Annotated in this window: 17 protein-coding genes and 1 pseudogene; 14 read left to right on the forward strand and 4 right to left on the reverse strand. The window is 71.0% G+C overall.

Annotated elements, in window-relative coordinates:
* Positions 1-18 precede the first annotated feature (18 nt).
* Positions 19-966: a DMT family transporter gene (locus tag ACIF83_RS25500; protein ID WP_399730281.1), complete on the forward strand. Its 948-nt coding sequence runs from the start codon at positions 19-21 to the stop codon at positions 964-966.
* Here the strand turns inward: ACIF83_RS25500 and ACIF83_RS25505 are convergent.
* On the reverse strand, positions 863-1,744 hold the full coding sequence (locus tag ACIF83_RS25505; RefSeq protein WP_393467307.1) for a LysR family transcriptional regulator: 882 nt from the start codon (positions 1,742-1,744) through the stop codon (positions 863-865). The two genes, ACIF83_RS25500 and ACIF83_RS25505, sit on opposite strands and share 104 nt — an antisense overlap.
* Positions 1,745-1,747: 3 nt before the next feature.
* The gene (locus ACIF83_RS25510; protein WP_393467309.1) at positions 1,748-2,065 is read right to left on the reverse strand and encodes a PLD nuclease N-terminal domain-containing protein; all 318 of its coding nucleotides are present in this window, start codon (positions 2,063-2,065) and stop codon (positions 1,748-1,750) included.
* Between the two features lie 76 nt (positions 2,066-2,141).
* Here ACIF83_RS25510 and ACIF83_RS25515 point away from each other — a divergent pair, with 76 nt between their 5' ends.
* From ACIF83_RS25515 to ACIF83_RS25550, 8 genes are all read left to right on the forward strand, one after another.
* A complete protein-coding gene (locus ACIF83_RS25515) occupies positions 2,142-3,593 on the forward strand; it encodes a menaquinone biosynthesis decarboxylase (protein ID WP_399730285.1) in 1,452 nt (483 codons plus the stop codon).
* Positions 3,590-4,492, forward strand: a complete 903-nt coding sequence (mqnP, locus tag ACIF83_RS25520; RefSeq protein ID WP_393467313.1) for a menaquinone biosynthesis prenyltransferase MqnP — start codon at positions 3,590-3,592, stop codon at positions 4,490-4,492. Before ACIF83_RS25515 ends, mqnP begins: the two co-directional genes overlap by 4 nt.
* 64 nt (positions 4,493-4,556) lie before the next feature.
* Positions 4,557-5,231, forward strand: coding sequence for a UbiX family flavin prenyltransferase (locus tag ACIF83_RS25525; protein ID WP_393467316.1), 675 nt, complete (start codon positions 4,557-4,559; stop codon positions 5,229-5,231).
* Positions 5,232-5,302: 71 nt separating this feature from the next.
* Positions 5,303-5,758 (forward strand): Lrp/AsnC family transcriptional regulator, encoded by a 456-nt coding sequence (locus ACIF83_RS25530; protein WP_393467319.1) that lies wholly within the window; start codon positions 5,303-5,305, stop codon positions 5,756-5,758.
* 80 nt (positions 5,759-5,838) lie between these two features.
* Complete coding sequence (gene mqnE / locus ACIF83_RS25535; protein WP_389187322.1) at positions 5,839-7,002, forward strand: aminofutalosine synthase MqnE; 1,164 nt, start codon at positions 5,839-5,841, stop codon at positions 7,000-7,002.
* 4 nt (positions 7,003-7,006) lie between these two features.
* Positions 7,007-7,531, forward strand: a complete 525-nt coding sequence (locus tag ACIF83_RS25540) for a GNAT family N-acetyltransferase (protein WP_399730290.1) — start codon at positions 7,007-7,009, stop codon at positions 7,529-7,531.
* A gap of 75 nt (positions 7,532-7,606) precedes the next feature.
* Positions 7,607-7,915: a DUF4229 domain-containing protein gene (locus tag ACIF83_RS25545; protein WP_393467326.1), complete on the forward strand. Its 309-nt coding sequence runs from the start codon at positions 7,607-7,609 to the stop codon at positions 7,913-7,915.
* Between the two features lie 10 nt (positions 7,916-7,925).
* Entirely contained in the window at positions 7,926-8,570 is a 645-nt protein-coding gene (locus ACIF83_RS25550; RefSeq protein ID WP_393467329.1) for a TetR/AcrR family transcriptional regulator, read from the forward strand.
* Between the two features lie 171 nt (positions 8,571-8,741).
* Here the strand turns inward: ACIF83_RS25550 and ACIF83_RS25555 are convergent, their stop codons facing one another.
* Positions 8,742-9,590, reverse strand: coding sequence for a MaoC family dehydratase (locus ACIF83_RS25555; RefSeq protein WP_393467331.1), 849 nt, complete (start codon positions 9,588-9,590; stop codon positions 8,742-8,744).
* A pseudogene (locus tag ACIF83_RS25560) lies at positions 9,590-9,742 on the reverse strand (short chain dehydrogenase); the annotation flags it as partial. The pseudogene ACIF83_RS25560 and the gene ACIF83_RS25555, both read right to left, overlap by 1 nt.
* A gap of 354 nt (positions 9,743-10,096) precedes the next feature.
* Here ACIF83_RS25560 and ACIF83_RS25565 point away from each other — a divergent pair.
* The 5 genes from ACIF83_RS25565 (at position 10,097) to ACIF83_RS25585 (ending at position 18,316) form a co-directional block, all read left to right on the forward strand.
* Positions 10,097-12,082, forward strand: a complete 1,986-nt coding sequence (locus ACIF83_RS25565) for an AMP-dependent synthetase/ligase (RefSeq protein WP_399730294.1) — start codon at positions 10,097-10,099, stop codon at positions 12,080-12,082.
* Between the two features lie 169 nt (positions 12,083-12,251).
* On the forward strand, positions 12,252-13,151 hold the full coding sequence (locus tag ACIF83_RS25570; protein WP_399730297.1) for a LysR family transcriptional regulator: 900 nt from the start codon (positions 12,252-12,254) through the stop codon (positions 13,149-13,151).
* Between the two features lie 252 nt (positions 13,152-13,403).
* Positions 13,404-14,222, forward strand: a complete 819-nt coding sequence (locus ACIF83_RS25575; protein WP_393467339.1) for a hypothetical protein — start codon at positions 13,404-13,406, stop codon at positions 14,220-14,222.
* 112 nt (positions 14,223-14,334) lie between these two features.
* Positions 14,335-15,129: a BTAD domain-containing putative transcriptional regulator gene (locus tag ACIF83_RS25580; protein WP_393467342.1), complete on the forward strand. Its 795-nt coding sequence runs from the start codon at positions 14,335-14,337 to the stop codon at positions 15,127-15,129.
* A 169-nt stretch (positions 15,130-15,298) separates the two neighbouring features.
* Positions 15,299-18,316, forward strand: a complete 3,018-nt coding sequence (locus ACIF83_RS25585; RefSeq protein WP_399730301.1) for an AfsR/SARP family transcriptional regulator — start codon at positions 15,299-15,301, stop codon at positions 18,314-18,316.
* Positions 18,317-18,371: the final 55 nt, after the last annotated feature.

Below are 18,371 nucleotides of genomic sequence, written 5' to 3' on the forward strand. Positions count from 1 at the left end.
GCTCGTAGCTTCGACGGCATGACCTCAGAGCACAAGGGCACGGCCCAGCTGACCACCGCGATGATGCTGTCCGGCACCCTCGGCGTCTTCGTCGTCGAATCGGGCGCCTCGCCCTTCGACGTCGTCTTCTTCCGCGTCCTGTTCGGCGCTCTCGCCCTCGGCGGCTACGTCGTCGCACGCGGCTGGCTGCGCGACCACGGCTTCACCCCGCGAACCCTCGGACTCGCCGTCCTGGGCGGGGTGTTCATCGTCTTCAACTGGGTGCTGCTGTTCCAGTCGTACGAGAACACGTCCATCTCCGTGGCCACCGTGGTCTACCACACGCAGCCCTTCTACGTGGTCCTCCTCGGCGCCCTCCTCTTCCGTGAACGGCTCACCGCCGCCCGCGTCGGCTGGATCGCCGTCGCCTTCGCGGGCCTGATCCTGGTCTCCGGCGTGACCCCCGCCGACTTCACCGGCGGCGGTGCCTACCTCACCGGCATCGGCCAGGCGTTGCTCGCCGCCCTCCTCTACGGCCTGTCCACCCTGGTCACCAAGCGGATCACCGGGGTACGCCCGCATCTGATCGCCCTCGTCCAGGTCCTGGTCGGCATCCCGCTGCTGCTCCCGTTCGCCGACTTCGGCGCGATGCGCGGGACGGGCTGGGACTGGGGCTGGCTGCTCGGGCTCGGCTTCATCCACACCGGCGTGATGTACGTCCTCATGTACGCCGCCTACGCCCAGCTGCCCACCGCGAAGATCGCCGTACTCGCCTTCGTCTACCCGGCCGTGGCGATGGTGATGGACTGGGCGGTGTACGGCCACCACATCGGCCTCGTCCAGGCCCTGGGCGTCCCGCTGATCGTGACGGCGAGCCTGAAGGTCACCCTTGCTCGGCCACGAGCCGCCGCGCCTGCTCCACGAACAGCCGCGCATGAGCGGGAAGCCGCTTCCCGGACCGCCACGCCAGCTGCGTGCGAAGCGTGAACGGAGGCTCCCAGTCGAGCCGTACCAGCAAGCCCTCCGCGAGTTCGGCGGCGACCGTCACCTCGGGCAGCAGCGCCGTCCCGAGGCCGGTCGCCGCCGCGCGCTTGGTGGCCTCGATCGTGCCGAACTCCATGAACTCCACCGGCTTCAGCGCCGTCAGCTCCCGCTCGAACAGGTCCCGGTAGGCACAGCCGGGCTCGGTGGCCAGCAGAGCCTGCCCGGTCAGGTCGGCCGTAGTGACCGGCCCTCCGGCCAGCGGGTGTCCGGGCGCCGCGACCAGCGTCAGCGGCTCCACCGCCAGCACCGCGCTCTCCAGACCCGGATGCTCGGTCTCCTCCTCCATCAGGAAACCGACGTCGTACGTCCCCTGCCGCAGCGCCTGCCGGGTCTCGTCGCCGATGGTGGTGCGCAGGGCGAGCCGCACCTTCGGGTGGCGGTGGTGGAAGTACTCCAGCAGCGGGGGCAGCCGGTAGGAGGTCAGGGACTCCATGGTGCCGACGGTGAGGGTGCCGGACGGCTCCTCGGGTCCGGTGACGGCCGCCCGGGCCTCCTCGGCCAGCTCGATGATCTGCCGGGCGTAGGGCAGCAGCCGCTCGCCCCCCTCGGTGAGCCGGATGCGGCTGCCGAGCCGGTCGAACAGCTCGACGCCCAGGTCGGACTCCAGGGTGCGGATCTGGCTCGTCACACTGGACTGCGCGTACGACAGTTCGGCCGCCGCACGGGTGAAGCTCAGGACCGTGGCGACCTTCTCGAAGGTGACGAGCAGCCGGAGTTCCATGTGTCAGTCGCTCTTCGGGTCGTCCTTGTCGAGGGACTTGAGGAACTCGGGGTTGTCGTCGGGGGCGACCCAGGTGGTGGCGGTGTCGCGGCGTCCCGTGGAGAACGGAGTGGGCGCGGAGCCCGTCTCGGGGGCGCGCCGCGCCTTGCCGGTGACCAGCCAGGCGACCGGGCCCACCAGCACCTCGCCGAAGAGCAGGATGATGATCACCCACACCACCTTCGGCAGGTGCCGCACCTCTTCCTCGGGGGTGTTCAGGCAGTCCACGAAGGCGTAGATCCACAACGCCAGGACCAGCAGGAACGGCAGATACCTGAGCATCGGTGTGCGCTCTTTCCGAGATGTGAGTGGGCCCCGGTGACGGGCCCAGGGTAGCGGGTGACAGATACTGGGACACATGGCTTACGACGATCTTCGCTCCCTGCTCAGGGCGCTGGAGCGCGAGGGAGACCTCAAGCGCATCAAGGCCGAGGTCGACCCGTATCTGGAGGTCGGGGAGATCGTCGACCGGGTGCAGAAGTCCGGGGGACCGGCGCTGCTCTTCGAGAACGTGAAGGGCTCGGCGATGCCCCTCGCGATGAACGTCTTCGGGACCGACCGGCGGCTGCTGAAGGCACTGGGCCTGAAGTCGTACGGCGAGATCTCCGAGAAGATCGGCGGGCTGCTGCGGCCCGAGCTGCCGCACGGGTTCGTGGGCGTGCGCGAGGCGTTCGGGAAGCTGGGCGCGATGGCGCACGTGCCGCCGAAGAAGGTGAAGGAAGCGCCCGTGGAGGAAGTCGTCCTGCACGGCGACGACGTGGACCTCGACCGGCTCCCGGCCCTGTTCACCTGGCCGAAGGACGGCGGCTCCTTCTTCAACCTGGGGCTCACCCACACCAAGGACCCGGAGACCGGGATCCGCAACCTCGGGCTCTACCGCCTCCAGCGGCACGACAAGCGCACCATCGGCATGCACTGGCAGATCCACAAGGACAGCCGGAACCACTACCAGGTGGCGGCCCGGCGCGGTGAACGCCTCCCGGTGGCGATCGCCTTCGGCTGCCCCCCGGCCGTCACCTACGCCTCCACCGCGCCCCTCCCCGGCGACATCGACGAGTACCTCTTCGCGGGGTTCATCGCCGGCAAGCGCATCGAGATGGTCGACTGCAAGACCGTCCCGCTCCAGGTCCCCGCGAACGCCGAGGTCGTCCTGGAGGGCTGGCTGGAGCCCGGCGAGATGCTCCCGGAGGGCCCCTTCGGCGACCACACCGGCTTCTACACGCCGCAGGAGCCGTTCCCGGCGCTGAAGATCGACTGCGTGACGATGCGGAAGCGCCCGCTGCTCCAGTCGATCGTGGTGGGCAGGCCCCCGACGGAGGACGGCCCGCTCGGCCGCGCCACGGAACGCTTCTTCCTCCCCCTGCTGAAGATCATCGTCCCGGACATCGTGGACTACCACCTGCCCGAGGCCGGCGGCTTCCACAACTGCGCGATCGTCTCGATCGACAAGAAGTACCCGAAGCACGCACAGAAGGTCATGCACGCGATCTGGGGGGCCCACATGATGTCCCTCACCAAGCTGATCGTGGTCGTCGACTCCGACTGCGACGTGCACGACCTGCACGAGGTCGCCTGGCGGGCCCTCGGCAACACGGACTACGCCCGCGACCTGACCGTCGTGGAAGGCCCCGTCGACCACCTCGACCATGCCTCCTACCAGCAGTTCTGGGGCGGCAAGGCGGGCATCGACGCGACGAAGAAGTGGCCCGAGGAGGGCTACACGCGCGACGGCGGATGGCCGGACATGGTGGAGTCCGACCCGGATACGGCGGCCCTGGTGGACCGCCGCTGGAAGGAGTACGGCCTGTGAGCAGCGCCTCCGCGGCACTCCCGCAGCCGGGACGCACCAAGGCGTTCCTGCGTCTGGTGATGATCGAGCACTCGGTCTTCGCGCTCCCCTTCGCCTACATCGCCGCCCTGACCGCGATGTACCAGTGGGACAAGAACATCCACTGGGGACGGCTCCTCCTCGTCACCGTCTGCATGGTCGGCCTGCGCACCTTCGCCATGGCGGTCAACCGGATCATCGACCGCGAGATCGACGCCCGGAACCCCCGGACGGCCCACCGCGAGCTCGTGACCGGCGCGATGTCGGTGAAGCACGCCTGGACCGGCGCCCTGATCGCCCTGGTGATCTTCCTGGGCGCGGCGGCCCTCCTGAACCCGCTCTGCCTGGCCCTGGCCCCCATCGCGGTGATCCCGATGGTGGTCTACCCGTACGGGAAACGCTTCACGAACTTCCCCCAGGCCATCCTCGGCCTCGCCCAGGCGATGGGCCCGGTCGGCGGCTGGCTCGCGATCACCGGCGAGTGGTCCTGGGACGCGGTGATCCTGGGCCTCGCCGTCGGCATCTGGATCGGCGGCTTCGACCTGATCTACGCCTGCCAGGACGTCGAGACCGACCGCGAGATCGGCGTCATGTCGGTCCCGGCCCGCTTCGGCGTCCCGACGGCGATCTGGGGCGCACGGGCGTGCCACGCCGTCACCACGGCCCTGTTCGTCTGGTACGCCCTGACCACCCACGCCGGCGCCTTCTTCTGGCTGGGCCTGGTGATCGTCGCGGCCGCCTTCGGCTACGAGCACCGCATCGTCCGCCCGCATGACCTGTCCCGTCTGAACAGGGCATTCTTCAGCGTCAACGGTTTCATCGGCATTGCCCTGTTCGTGTGCGCGCTGCTGGATCTTCTGGTTCGAGGGCTGACTGTCTGAGTACGGTGCGGTGCCGCGGGTGGCCCGGCCTGAGCACCTTTTCGTCCGCCGGTACGCTCAAGGTGTGAACGCAGGAGAAACGCAGCGCGCGCCTTGGATCGTGGGGGTGTCCGGAGCTTCCGGGACGCCGTATGCGGCTGCCGTGCTGCGGGCGCTGCTGGACGCCGGGGAGGCCGTCGACCTGGTGGTCAGCCGGGCCTCGCGGCTGACGCTGCTGGACGAGACGGGGATCTCGTTCCGGGACGCGCACTGGCAGGAGGACCTGCGGGAATGGCTGGCCCGGGGCGCCGACGGCAAGCCCGGGACCTTCGACGTGGACGTCAGCGCGGTGCGGTACTGGAGCGCGGGGGATCTCGCGGCGGGGCCGTCCTCGGGGTCGTACCCGGCGAAGGGGATGCTGATCGTGCCCGCCTCGACCGCCTGTGTGGCCGGTGTCGCCCTCGGGCTGTCCAAGGATCTGCTGCAGCGCACGGCGAGCGTCACACTGAAGGAGCGCCGGCCGCTGGTCGTCGCCGTACGGGAGACCCCGTTGAACGGTCAGACCCTGCGGCACCTGGTCGCACTCGACGACGCGGGGGCGAGCGTGGTGCCGGCCTCGCCCGCCTTCTACGCGGGCGCGACCCACATCCAGGATCTGGTGGACTTCGTCGCCGGGCGGGTGCTGGACGCGGCGGGCGTCGGGCACGGTCTGTACCGGCGCTGGAAGGGCGAACTGGGCGGCGGCGCAGCGGTCCGGTAGTCGAGCAAGTCGCAGTACCTCTCATCACTTCAGGAACGTTCAGAACTTTTCCAGGGGAAGGCTTCGATCGCATGGACGCGGTGGACAGGCAGCTCATCCAGGCCCTGAGGGAGAACGGCCGGGCCTCCTACGCGGAGCTGGGACGCCTCGTCGGCCTGTCGGGACCCAGCGTCACCGACCGCATCAACCGGCTGGAGGCCGCCGGTGTCATCACCGGTTACCGGGCCACCGTGAACGCGGCCACCCTCGGCCTCGGCGTGACCGCCCTGATCGGCATCTCGCTGTCCGACGCCGCCGACCACGAGGACGTGGCCCAGCGGCTGAAGGAGCTCCCCGAGATCGAGGACTGCTGGTTCATCGCCGGCGACGACTCCTACATGCTCAAGGTGCGGGCGGCCGACGTGGACGGGCTGGAGAGGATCATCCGGCGGCTCAGCGGGACCAAGGGCGTGTCCCGCACCCGTACCACGATCGTGCTGTCCACGAAGTGGGAGAACCGGGTCGGCGAGCTGCCCGAGGAGGTCTAGGCGCGAGGGCGCCCGGGGGCGCCGTTCGCCCTGGAGGCGGGGGAGTACGGTTGGTCGAGCTGTCGAGGAAAGGTGTTGGCATGGACGTCGGGCTCAAGCGCGAGCTGGAGGAGAAGGTCCGCTCCGGTGAGCGGCTGACCCGCGAGGACGGCATCGCGCTGTACGAGTCGGACGACCTGGCCTGGCTCGGCGGTCTCGCACACGAGGTGCGGACGAGGAAGAACGGCGACGTCGTCCACTTCAACGTCAACCGGCACCTCAACATGACCAACGTGTGCACGGCCTCCTGCGCCTACTGCTCCTTCCAGCGCAAGCCGGGCGAGAAGGACGCGTACACGATGCGCATCGAGGAGGCCGTCAAGCTCGCCAAGGCGATGGAGTCGGAGAACCTCACCGAGCTGCACATCGTCAACGGCCTGCACCCGAACCTGCCGTGGCGCTACTACCCGCGCTCGCTGCGGGAGCTGAAGGCCGCCCTGCCGAACGTCTCGCTGAAGGCGTTCACGGCGACGGAGATCCACCACTTCGAGACCATCTCCGGGCTGTCCGCCTCCGAGATCCTCGACGAGCTGATCGACGCCGGTCTGGAGTCCCTCACCGGCGGCGGCGCGGAGATCTTCGACTGGGAGGTCCGCCGGCACATCGTGGACCACCGGACCCACTGGGAGGACTGGTCCCGCATCCACCGCCTGGCGCACGAGAAGGGTCTGAAGACCCCGTGCACCATGCTGTACGGCCACATCGAGGAGCCCCGCCACCGGGTCGACCACGTGCTGCGCCTGCGTGAGCTGCAGGACGAGACGAACGGCTTCCAGGTCTTCATCCCGCTGCGCTACCAGCACGACTTCGTGGACATGAAGGACGGCAAGGTACGCAACCGGCTGCAGGCCCGGACGCAGATGGCGACCGGTGCCGAGGCCCTGAAGACCTTCGCCGTCTCCCGGCTGCTCTTCGACAACGTGCCGCACGTCAAGGTCTTCTGGGTCATGCACGGCGTCCAGACCGCCCAGCTCGCCCTCCAGCACGGCGCCGACGACATGGACGGCTCGGTGGTCGAGTACAAGATCACGCACGACGCGGACAACTACGGCACCCCGAACAAGCTGACCCGCGAGGACCTGCTGGACCTGATCCGCGACGCCGGCTTCCGTCCCGTGGAGCGCAACACGCGGTACGAGATCATCCGCGAGTACGACGGCCCGGACCCGCTGCGCCGGGAGTCGCCGCAGCCGATGCGGGTGTGAGCCGGTGACGCTGTCGTTCGAGCTGGACCCGGCGGTCTCGCCCGCTCTCAGGGACGAGGTGCTCACGCTGTGGGCGGACGTGTCGAACGCGGGCGGCTCGGTGGGCTTCGTGCCGCCGGTGGCCATGGACGAGATACGCCCCGAGCTGGTCAGGCACCTCGTCGCGATGGCCGAGGGCCGCACCCGGCTGCTGGTGGGCCGGGACGGGACCGGTGCGGTCGTGGCGACCGCGTTCCTCACCCACAACACGCACCGGCTGATGCGGCACTGGGTGTGGCTGTACACGGTGATGGTCCACCCCCGGCACCAGGGCAGGGGCTACGGCCGCGACCTCCTCGAGGCCGCCGCCGACGCCGCCCGCGGCCTCGACGGCATCGAGGCCATCCGGCTCACCTGCCGGGGCGGCCTCGGTCTGGAGCGGTTCTACGGCTCCTGCGGCTACAAGGAGGTCGGCCGTATACCGGGCGCGATCCGGGTCGCGCCCGGTGACGACCGGGACGACATCTTCATGCTGCTGCCGCTGCCCTGACCCCGCTGCAAGATCGGGTCCGCACCGTGCTTCACTGGACGGTGCCCCTTTTTGGAATCGGAAGAGTGGATTGAGATGCTCCGCTACACGCTGATGCGCCTCGGCATCTTCGCCGGCTGCTTCGTGGTCGTCTGGGGAGCCGTCTACTCCGGGCTCTTCCCGCGCGGCTTCGGCGACTCCAACTTCCTGTGGGTCATGCTGCTCGCTCTGGTGCTCTCGGCGCCGATCAGCTTCGTGGTGCTGCGCAGGGAGCGGGACCGGGCCTCCGTGCAGATCGTGCACCGGGTCGACCGGATGAAGGCCAACCTGGACGCCAACCGCAGCCAGGAGGACGTGGCGGACGACTCCGCGCGGGCGCAGGGCGGGGCTGCCGCGCCCAACTAGTCTGGCCCTCATGGGTGCCGTGAAGACCAAACGGATGCCGAGGGCGGTTCGGGAGCAGCAGATGCTCGATGCCGCCGTGCGGATCTTCGGCCAACGCGGCTACATGGCCGCCTCGATGGACGAGATAGCCGAGCTCGCGGGCGTGTCCAAGCCGCTGGTCTATCTGTACCTGAACTCGAAGGAAGACCTCTTCACCGCCTGCATCCGCCGCGAGGCCGGTGCCCTCACCCAGGCCGTGCGTGCCGGGGTCCGCGCGGGGCTGCCCGCCGACCGCCAGTTGTGGGACGGGCTCCAGGCCTTCTTCGCGCACACCGCGGACCACCCCGACGGCTGGTCCGTGCTGCACCTCCAGGCCCGCACCCACGGCGAGAGCTTCGCCGCCGAGGTCAGCGCGATGCGCGAGGAGATCGTCGCGTTCGTGACCCAGCTGATCGCGGAGGCGGCCCGTGCGGCCCACCGGGACCCCGACCTCCCCGAGCGCGAGGTCGCAGGCCTGGCCGAGGCCCTGGTCGGCGCCGCCGAGTCCCTCGCCGCCTGGGCGAACGCCACGGATGGGGTCACCGCCAGGGAGGCCGCGTCCACCCTGATGAACTTCGCCTGGTCGGGTTTGGGCAACCTGATGCAGGGGCGTCCCTGGGTTCCGCCGCAGGGCTAGGCGCCGTCGGGGGTCCTCACTGTTGCCGGGGGTGGGGGGTTGTTCGCGCAGTTCCCCGCGCCCCTCAGGTGGACAGGCGGCAGCTTGCTCGAAGGGGCGCGAGGAACTGCGCGAACAACCCCCCACGCACCCGCACCCGCACCCGGCAATGGCGATGCACCCGTACGGCGCCTAGCTCACCTCCCCGGTCAGGTGCAGGCGGCCCCCGGCGCCCCGCAGCTCGAAACGGCCCTCGCCATCCGCGCCGTACCTCACCGTCCCCGGCAGCAGTACCGGCGCCCGGAACTCGGCCCGAACCACGGTGGAGCCGCTCGTGCCGTGGGCGGCCAGGCTGCGGGCGACCGTCCACATGCCGTGCGCGATGGCCCGCGGGAAGCCGAAGAGGCGGGCAGCGAGGGGGTGCAGGTGGATGGGGTTGCGGTCACCGGAGACGGCGCCGTAGCGGCGGCCGACGTCCCCGGCGAGCCGCCACTCGGCCAGCACGGGCAGCGGGGCCGGGTGCTCGTCCCGGGATCCGTCGGGCCGGCCGGGCGTCCGGTGCCGGGCGAGGTAGGTGCTCCGCGACTCCCACACGGTGTGCCCGCCGGCCGCCAGCGCGGTGACCACCGTGGCCTGCGTGCCGCGCCGGTGCGGGGTCAAGCCCCTGATGTGGACGGCTAGTTCGTACTCCCCGGTGGCCGGCAGGGCGGTGCGGCGGACGATCTCGATCGAGGTGTGGACCAGGCCGAGCAGCGGCAGCGGGAAGTCCCGGCCGCTCATCAGGCGCATGGCCAGCGGGAAGCCCAGGACGTGCGGATAGGTGACGGGCAGCGCGTCCGTGCCGTCGGCCGAGCCGGTCGCGAAGCCGCACACCCGCTCATAGGCGGCCAGTCGGGCCAGGTCGACGCGCAGACCGGGCAGCACCAGCCGGGTGCGCGGAAAGTCCGCTTCCGGGGACGGGCGTTTGAAGGGGGAGCTCAGGGCGCCCCGGGCCAGCAGGGGGCCCAGCGCGGGGGTGGCGGCCAGGGTGACGGCGGTCATCACGCCCCCAGCAGGCTCTGGCCGCAGACGCGGACCAGCCGGCCGTTGACCGCGCCGGCGGCCGGGTGGGCGAGCCGGGTGGTGGTCTCGGCGACGTCGACGGGCAGCCCGCCCTGCGCGAGGGAGTTCATCCGGCGGCCGGCCTCCCGGACGGGGAAGCGGCCCGGTGCCGTGCCGGTGAGGCTCAGGTAGCGGTCGGCCATGTGCAACTCCCGCGCGACTCGGTCCGAAGTTCTTACTCTGGAGTAAGGTTACCGGAGGTAAGCTTACGTCGCGGGCGAGGAGCAGGTCGATCCGAACAACGGCCGGCCGGGGCGTGACGGCGATCCTGGAACGAACGTGAGTACCCCTCACATACCCCCCGAGGCTGCACACCCCCGGCTCCGGACCACCGCCGAACCCGCACAAGCCCCCCACAGGGGCCTCGTACGATCACCTGCCTAACCAGCGGTAACCCCTGTTCGAGGGCCGCCGGTGAACACCTCGCCGCACGAGGTACGTACGTCATGCAGCAAGCAGTTCGCCGCTGCACGCCCGAGGAGCCGCCCGTGTCCACGCCGTACCCGAACACCCCCGTCTCCTCCGGCGTCACCGTCTCGGCCACCGACTACGACGGCCTCCCGGTCCTGGTGGAACCCGAGACCCGGCGGCTGGACGGTGCCGTACGGGAGGCGTACGTCCCGCCGTTCGCGCCGTCGGTGAAGCACGGCTCGCTCGCGGACCTGCCGTTCGACAACGCCGAGGCGGCCCCCGGCGCGATCGTGCTCAGCCGCAGGTTCGCCGACGGCAGTTGGACGGACGTGACCGCGGCGGAGTTCGCCGGGCAGGTGCTCGCGGTGGCGAAGGGACTGATCGCGGAGGGACTGGTGCCGGGCGACCGGATCGCCGTGATGGCCCGCACCACGTACGAGTGGACGCTGCTCGACTTCGCCGCCTGGGCGGCCGGTCTGGTCACCGTCCCCGTCTACCCCACCTCCTCCGTCTTCCAGACCCGCTGGATCCTGCACGACTCCGGCGCGAAGGCCCTGGTCACGGAGAGCGCAGGGCAGGCCGCCGCCATCGCCCCCGAGCTGGAGCGCATACCGGACCTGCGACACCTGTGGGTGATCGAGAAGGGGCACGTGGAGCGGCTGGCGGAGCTGGGCGCCCAGGTGCCGGACGGTGAAGTGGGCGTCCGCAGAGGGATGCTGGGGCCCGCCACGCTCGCCACGCTCATCTACACGTCCGGCACCACCGGCCGGCCCAAGGGCTGTGCCCTCTCGCACGGCAACTTCTTCGCCGAGGTCGACAACGCCGTCGAACTCCTCTACCCGATCTTCAAGGCGAAGTCGGGTGAGGAGGTGTCGGTGCTGCTGTTCCTGCCGATGTCCCATGTCTTCGGGCGGATGGTGGCGATCGCCTGCGTCCGGGCCCGGGTGCGGCTCGGGCACGCGCCCAGCCTGAAGGCCGAGGACCTGCTGCCGGACCTGGCCGCCTTCCGGCCGACCTGTCTGCTGACCATCCCGTACATGCTGGAGAAGATCTACAACTCCGCGCGGGCCAAGGCGGAGACGGGCGGCCGGGTGACCACCTTCGACCGCGCGTCCGCGGTGGCGGTGCGCTACGGGGAGGCGCTGGAGGCCCGCCAGACCGGCACCGGCGGCGGCCCCAACCGGGCCCTGAGGACGGCCCGTTCCTTCTACGACCCGCTCGTCTACCGGCGCATCCGCAACGCCATGGGTGGCAAGGTCAAGTACGCCATCTGCGGCGGCTCACCCCTCGGCCGCCGCCTGGCCGCCTTCTACGCCGGGGCCGGCATCGAGATCTTCGAGGGCTACGGCCTCACCGAGACCACCGGCGCCTCGACGGTGACCCCGCCGCTCAAGCCCCGCCTGGGCACGGTCGGCTGGCCGCTGCCCGGTACCCGGGTGCGGATCGCGGCGGACGGCGAGATCCTGATCGCGGGCGACCACGTCCTGCGCGGCTACTGGGACCCGCAGGCGGGCGGAGTCGTCCCCGCGACCCGGGACGGTTGGCTGCCCACCGGCGACCTCGGCGAGCTGGACGACGAGGGCTATCTGACCATCACCGGCCGCAAGAAGGAGCTGCTGATCACGGCCGGGGGCAAGTCGGTGGCACCGGCACCGCTGGAGAACTGGCTGCGCCAGCACCCGCTGATCTCCCAGTGCATGCTCGTCGGCGACGCCCGCCCCTACGTCGCCGCCCTCATCACCCTGGATCCCGACGGCATCACGCACTGGCGCCAGATGAACGGCAAGCACCCGGTGCCGCCGGAACTCCTGGTCGGCGACCCGGAGTTGGAAGCCGTCCTGCAGCGGGCGCTGGACGAGGCCAACAAACTGGTGTCCCGGCCCGAGTCGATCCGCAGGTTCGCCGTGCTGCCCGTGGACTTCACCGAGGTGGCGGGCCATCTGACCCCCTCGATGAAGCTGCGGCGGCAGCAGATCATGCAGGACTTCGCGGCCGAGGTGGAGAGCCTCTACGTACGCTGAAACGGTCGGCACCCGCTCCCGCCGGCCCCGCCTCGGTCCGGACTCGGCGAGGAGCGTGGAGCGGGTTGCCGCCTGGGTCGGTCGCGGCCCGGCATCGATCCTCGTACGGCCGCCGGAGCCAGTCAATCCTAAGGTTTTCTCCGTAAACCCCAGTGTTAGCTTGGGTGTTGTGACCCTCGACGATCTTCGTGCGTTCGTGGCGGTGTGCCGGGCCGGGAGCCTCAGCGCCGTCGCACGGGAGCTGGGCTGCACCCAGTCCGCCGTCAGCCAGCACGTCAAACGCCTGGAGCGGGAGACCGGAGTGGCCCTGCTGGAGCGGCAGCCGCGCGGGGTCGTGCCCACCCGGGCCGGCCGGATCCTCGAAGCGGCGGCCGCCGAGGGGATCTCGGGCCTCGACCTGGCGGTCCGGCAGCTGCGTGACCTGCTCGACGGGCACAGCGGACACGTCCGCGTGGCCACCGGTGCCACCACCGTCCGGCACTTCATGTCCGACGCCGTCGTCACCTTCCGGCGCCGCCACCCGCAGGTCAACCTGGAGTTCCGAACGGTCAGTTCCGGCCGCGGCAGCTTCGACGCGCTCACCGACGGCACCCTGGACCTGGCCTGGATCACCCTCGGCCCTGCGGTGCGCGGCATCGAGCAGCGCGCCGTGGTCGAGCTGCCCTGGGTGCTCGCCGTCCCCGCCGACGACCCGCTGGCCACGCGCACCCGCCTGGATCCGGCAGATCTGGCCGACGTACGGCTCATCCGGCTGCCGCCGAATTCCGCCTCCGCCGCCCATCTGGAGGACGCCTGCGCCGAGTGGGGCGTCCGGCTCGGCCACGACACCAGCGTCGCCGACTGGGACACCGCGCTGCTGCTGGCCGAGCTGGGGGCGGGACGGGCGGTCGTCCCCGCCGTACCGGGGCTGCCGGTGCCCGGCGAGGGCGCGCTCCGACTCGTGCCGCTGCCGGGTCTGCGCCCCCTGCCGGTCGGCTGGGCGGTCCGCCGCTGGGACGCGCTCAGCCCGCCCGTGAGAGCTTTCGCGGACACGGTCGTCGAACTTTGCGGCCCACCGGCTGTGCCCTGAAACGGCCGGACAGCGCAGTAAACCGGCTGTTCTGTTTTTGCCGTGAATCCGCCCCCGGCAAGTGCCGAGGAGCGGGTAGCGTAGGAGGGATGCACGCGTGTCCATGGTGTGTCGTCAACTGGTCAACCACACAGAAGAAGTGAGCGCCTTGGGCCCACGCACCACCTCGGGAACCGGCCGGGATCGGATCGGTAACGCCCGCTCGTAGCCTGCCTTTCCACCCTCGCCGACTCCGTCACCACGAGCAGAGGCATGAAAGAAGACAACGACGTCCGCCGGATCTTCCTGCTGAACCCTGACCAGCGCCTCGTCCGCGAGGCCGCGCACGCGGGTGTCCAAGTGCGCTCGATCCGGGTCGACGCAACGGACGAGGCGGCCCTGCGCGCACCGCTCGCGGAGGCCGCCGAGGCCGGGCTGTGCGTCAACCCGGCCCGCGCCCTCAGGGTGCTCTCGGACCCGGCGGCCGTACAGCGCCTGGTCCGCGACAACCGGCTCTCACCCGGGGGCACCGAGGTCGCGCCCGGCGATCTGCGGCTGACCGTGGAGACGCTGAGCGTGCACGGCATGCACCAGGCCGTCGGGATCACCGCCAGCACCCCCTACGGCCTGCTCCACCCCGCCCCGCTCACCGACGACACCGCCGCCGAGGTGCGCGCGGTGGTGACCGCGCTGCTGGACCTGACCGGGTACCAGTACGGGCCGGCCCACATCAGCGTCGCCCTCACCCCGCGCGGGCCGGTGATCACCGGCTGCCGGGCGGGACTCGGGGACGACCCGGTGCCCGAACTGGTCAAGGTGGCCGGCGGGTTCGACCTGGCGGCCGGCGCCATCGAGGTGCTCGCCGGGCGGCTGGTGGACGCGGTGCGGCCGAACCGGTTCGCGGCCGCGGCCCTGCTGAGCCCGCCGTGGCGGCTGGAGACCACCGAGGTCGGGATACTGCCGCACGTCCGGCACGTCTCGCCGCCCGAGGCACTGCGCCCCGGACACCTCGTCGTGCACGCCGAATCGCCCGAGCTGGCGGCCCGCCGGGTCGCCTCCCTCACCGCCCTGGTCGTCGGCGACGGCGGCTGACCGGCGACCGGGAACGGATCGGGAACGATCCGGTACGGGCCGACCGCACTGTTGATACGTCGCCGGAAGAAGGACGACGACGCCAGCGACGTCAACGGGAGGCGGAGTCAGGATGCTGAAGTTCTCGATCCTCGGGGCACTGCAGATCCGTACCGTGTCCGGCCCGGCGGAGATCTCCGGCGACCTGCAGCGCACCCTGGTGCAGACCCTGCTGATCAGCGAGGGCCAGTCGGTGTCCGGGGAGAGCCTGGTCGAGGAGATGTGGGGGGACGCCGTCCCCGACAACCAGGCCAACGCCCTCCAGGCCCATGTCAGCAGGCTGCGCCGCAGACTGCGCAGCCTGGAGCCCGGCCGGTCCGGATCCCGGGTGACCATCCACCCCTCCGGCTACCGGCTCCTGGTGACCGAGGGCGAGCTGGACGCCGCGGAGTTCGTGCGCACGGTACGGCAGGCCGAGTCGGCCTCCCCGCAGGACGCGGAGCGCACCGCGCGGCTGCTCGGCGGCGCCCTCGCCCAGTGGCGCGGCCCCGTCTTCGGCGGGTTCGCCGGCGGGACGCTGTGCCAGCTGGCCGGTGCCCGCTACGAGGAGTACCGGATGCGGGCCATGGAGCTGCGCTTCGACGCCGAGCTGCGGCTGGGCCGGCATGCCGCCGTGCTCGCGGAGCTGACCGAGGCGCACACCAACCATCCCCTGCGGGAACGCTTCTGCGAGCAGCTGATGATCGCCCTGTACGGCTCGGGAAGGCAGGCCGACGCCCTGGACGTCTTCCGCCGGATGCGCCGCCACCTCGACGACGAACTCGGCATCCAGCCATCCCCCGCCCTGCGTCAGGTGGAGAGCGCGATTCTCTGCCATGACCCGGCTTTGGCCGGTGATGCGCGATCCACTCTCCTTCAACTTGCGTAAAGGGTTAGCTTTTGACTGAGCCGAGACGTGTCGCACGGTAACGTGAAGTCGCCTTCCAGCGTGGCCCGTTCGGGTACAACCTAGGATTGTCCCGAACATCTCGGGCCGGGCAACGCGATGGGGCGGGGGGGACGGGTTCGTGGAGTCGGCGGTATCCGCTCGACCTGTCGTGCGCTTCAACATCCTCGGGTCGTTGGAGGGCTGGCACGGCCAGCGCCGACTGAGACTCGGCAGCCCGACCCAGGAACGCGTTCTGGTCACGCTCTTACTGGAGCCGGGTCGCATGGTGCCGGTGCCCCGGCTGGTCGCCGCGGCCTGGGACGACGAGCCGCCGCAGACCGCCGGCCACCAGATCCGCAAGGCCGTCGCGGCGCTGCGCACCCGGATCCCGGGCGGTGCCGGACTGATCGTCACCGACGGCGCCGGATACCGGGCCGTCATCGGCGAGGACCAGCTCGACCTGCATGAGTTCGGCCGCCGCGCGGCCGAGGCCCGGCAGGCGGTGGCCGCCGGGCAGCCCGCCGAGGCCGTCGGGCATCTGCGGGCCTGTCTGGATCTGTGGCGGGGCCCGGTCATGGCCGGAACGGGCGGTTCGGTGATCTCCGCGGCCTCCGCCGCGCTCGAGGAACGGCACATGGCGGTCGCCGAGCAGTACTTCGAACTACAGCTGGAACTCGGCCAGTCGGCCGAACTAATCGGACCTCTACGCGAGTTGGTGACCGCGCACCCGCTGCGGGAGACCCTGCGCGGCCGGCTGATGCTCGCCCTGTACCGGGGCGGCCGGCAGGCCGAGGCGCTGGAGGAGTTCGGCCGGGTACGCGAACTGCTCGTCGAGGAGCTGGGCATCGACCCGGGCGCCGAACTGACAAGGCTGTACGAAGCCATTCTGCGCGACAGCCCCGAGGTGGCGCCCCGGGTACCGCAGTCCGTGGCCGACCGCGCCGCCCACCTCGTACCGGCTCCCCTCGACGGGCCCACCGGATCCGAGCCGGCGCCCTGCACCCTGCCCTACGACCTGCCCGACTTCACCGGCCGCGACGAGGAGCTGGCCCGGCTGCTGGCGGTGGGCCGGGCCCCGGCCGGCGGGTGCGCCCGGATCGTCGGTGTGGACGGCATGGGCGGCAGCGGCAAGACCACCCTGGCCGTGCACGCCGCCCATCTGCTCGCGCCGGACTACCCCGACGGGCAGCTCTTCGTCGACCTGCGCGGATTCAGCCCCGGCGAGAAGGCGCAGGAGCCGGGCGCGGTCCTGCACTCCCTGCTGCGCACCGTCGGCATCCCGGACGACCGGATACCGGACGACCTGGAGCGACGCACCACCCTGTGGAGAACCGTTTCCGCCCAGCGGAAGCTCCTGCTCCTCCTCGACAACGCCGCCGACGCCGCCCAGGTACGGCCGCTGCTGCCCACCTCCGAGGACTGCCTGGCCATCCTCACCGGCCGGGTCCGCATGCTCGAACTCGACGGCGCCGAGTGGCTCCCGCTCGGCCTGCTCTCGGCCGACGACAGCACCACCCTGCTCACTCGGATGCTCGGCGCCGACCGCACCGCCGCCGAACCCCAGGCCGTCGACCAGCTCGCCCGGCTCTGCTGCGGCCTGCCCCTCGCCCTGCGCATCACCACCGCCCGGCTGCGCAACCGCCCCCGCTGGACCGTCCAGTACCTGGTCGACCGGCTCGCCGACGAGACCCGGCGGCTGCGCGAGATGAGCGCCGGGGAACGCAGCGTCGAGGCCACGCTCCGGCTGTCGTACCAGGCGATGGAGGAGGACCGGCGCGTCGCGTTCCGACTGCTCGGCCTGCACCCCGGCAGCGCGATCGACGTCCATTCGGCGGCCGCGCTGCTCGGCACCGACGTCCACGAAGCCGAGGACATCCTGGAGCACCTGCTCGACGCGCATCTGCTGGAACAGCACGAGGCGGGGCTGTACGGGTTCCATGATCTGGTGCGGACGTATGCGATGAGTGTGCGGGAGGCGGAGGACGACGAGGGGGCAGCCCTCGGGCGCTTGGTGTCGTACTACGCGCTTGCCACCGAAGTTGCTTGCGAGACGCTCTTTCCCGGCCGCAGCCGCTTCGACGACCCGCCGGAGCGGGGCAGGCTCGAACTGCCGCCGCTGGACGGTGACGAGGGGGTGCTGCGCTGGTTCGATCACGAGTACGAGGCGCTGCTCTCGGTCGTCGCCCAGGCGGGCACTCAGGGCCTGCATCGCCTGGCTGCGATGCTGGCGCGCAATGTCCTGTTCTATCTGGACCTGCGCGGCCACTACGAGGAGTTCCGGATCGTGGGCCGGATCGCGGTCGACGCCTGCCGTCAGTTGGGCGACCCGGTTCTGCTGGGCCTGAGTCTGACCAACCTGGCCGTGGCGCACTGGTGGCTCGGCGATTTCCAGGACGGCATCACCACCGCGCAGGAGGTCATGGGGCTGAACTGCGACGACGGGGGCTTTACCAAGGCGTTCACCCTCGACGTGCTCGGGCTGCTGTACGGGGCGGTCGGCGAGTTCGAAGAAGCCCGTGCTCATCTGGCCGAAGGCATCGCCCTCCACCGTGAGTTGGGCGAGGCTCGAATGGAGGCACAGGCGCTCGCCAACCTCAGCACGGTGCAGATCTGGGCGGGCCACTTCGCCGAGGGCGCCCGGTACGCGGCCCAGGCCACCGAGCTGAACCGGCGCATCGGCGCGCGAAGCAACGAGATCCACTCGCTGACCTGGCTGGCGCTGGCCCACCTCGGCACCGGCGAGGACGAGCGGGCGCGGGCCTGTCTCGCCCAGGCGCTCGAACTGTGTGACGAGTCCCGGAAGCCCGCGAACGTGGCCCTCGTGCTCGCTCACTGGGCGCGGGTCTGCCAGCGACTCGGCGAAGCCCGCTCGGCCGCCGAACACGCCGAGCGCGCCCTGGACCTGGTCACTGCCGAGGGCCCGGCCCTGCGCCAGGCGACCGTGGTGAACGTGGTGGGTCTGGTCCACCTGCGCCGCGAGGCACCCGAGCGCGCCATGGAACTGCACCGCCATGCTTACGAGGTGGCCTCGCGTCTCGGCTATCGCATCGAGATCGCCCGGGCCCTGCACGGTATGGCGGAGGCGGCGCAAGCCTTGGGCGACGAACCGGCGGCGCGCCGGTATCTGAGGGAAGCAGAGGCGCTGTACGACGCCATGGGGGTGACGGAGGCCGGGCGCTGCTTGTGAAGGCGGAGCGGCACCGGCAGGGCGTGAAGCCGGCCGGTGCCGTCGAGGTTGCGGT

This window comes from Streptomyces sp. NPDC085866 (assembly GCF_044541035.1).
Taxonomy (GTDB): Bacteria; Actinomycetota; Actinomycetes; order Streptomycetales; family Streptomycetaceae; genus Streptomyces.

Bases quoted from the DNA above. Each gene is read 5' to 3' on its own strand.
- ACIF83_RS25565 (WP_399730294.1), top strand. From the start codon at position 10,097: ATGCAGCAAGCAGTTCGCCGCTGCACGCCCGAGGAGCCGCCCGTGTCC.
- ACIF83_RS25510 (WP_393467309.1), bottom strand. From the start codon at position 2,065: ATGCTCAGGTATCTGCCGTTCCTGCTGGTCCTGGCGTTGTGGATCTAC.
- ACIF83_RS25500 (WP_399730281.1), top strand. From the start codon at position 19: ATGACCTCAGAGCACAAGGGCACGGCCCAGCTGACCACCGCGATGATG.
- ACIF83_RS25530 (WP_393467319.1), top strand. From the start codon at position 5,303: ATGGACGCGGTGGACAGGCAGCTCATCCAGGCCCTGAGGGAGAACGGC.
- ACIF83_RS25575 (WP_393467339.1), top strand. From the start codon at position 13,404: ATGAAAGAAGACAACGACGTCCGCCGGATCTTCCTGCTGAACCCTGAC.
- ACIF83_RS25515 (WP_399730285.1), top strand. From the start codon at position 2,142: ATGGCTTACGACGATCTTCGCTCCCTGCTCAGGGCGCTGGAGCGCGAG.
- ACIF83_RS25580 (WP_393467342.1), top strand. From the start codon at position 14,335: ATGCTGAAGTTCTCGATCCTCGGGGCACTGCAGATCCGTACCGTGTCC.
- ACIF83_RS25555 (WP_393467331.1), bottom strand. From the start codon at position 9,590: ATGACCGCCGTCACCCTGGCCGCCACCCCCGCGCTGGGCCCCCTGCTG.
- ACIF83_RS25550 (WP_393467329.1), top strand. From the start codon at position 7,926: ATGGGTGCCGTGAAGACCAAACGGATGCCGAGGGCGGTTCGGGAGCAG.
- ACIF83_RS25505 (WP_393467307.1), bottom strand. From the start codon at position 1,744: ATGGAACTCCGGCTGCTCGTCACCTTCGAGAAGGTCGCCACGGTCCTG.
- ACIF83_RS25545 (WP_393467326.1), top strand. From the start codon at position 7,607: ATGCTCCGCTACACGCTGATGCGCCTCGGCATCTTCGCCGGCTGCTTC.
- mqnE (WP_389187322.1), top strand. From the start codon at position 5,839: ATGGACGTCGGGCTCAAGCGCGAGCTGGAGGAGAAGGTCCGCTCCGGT.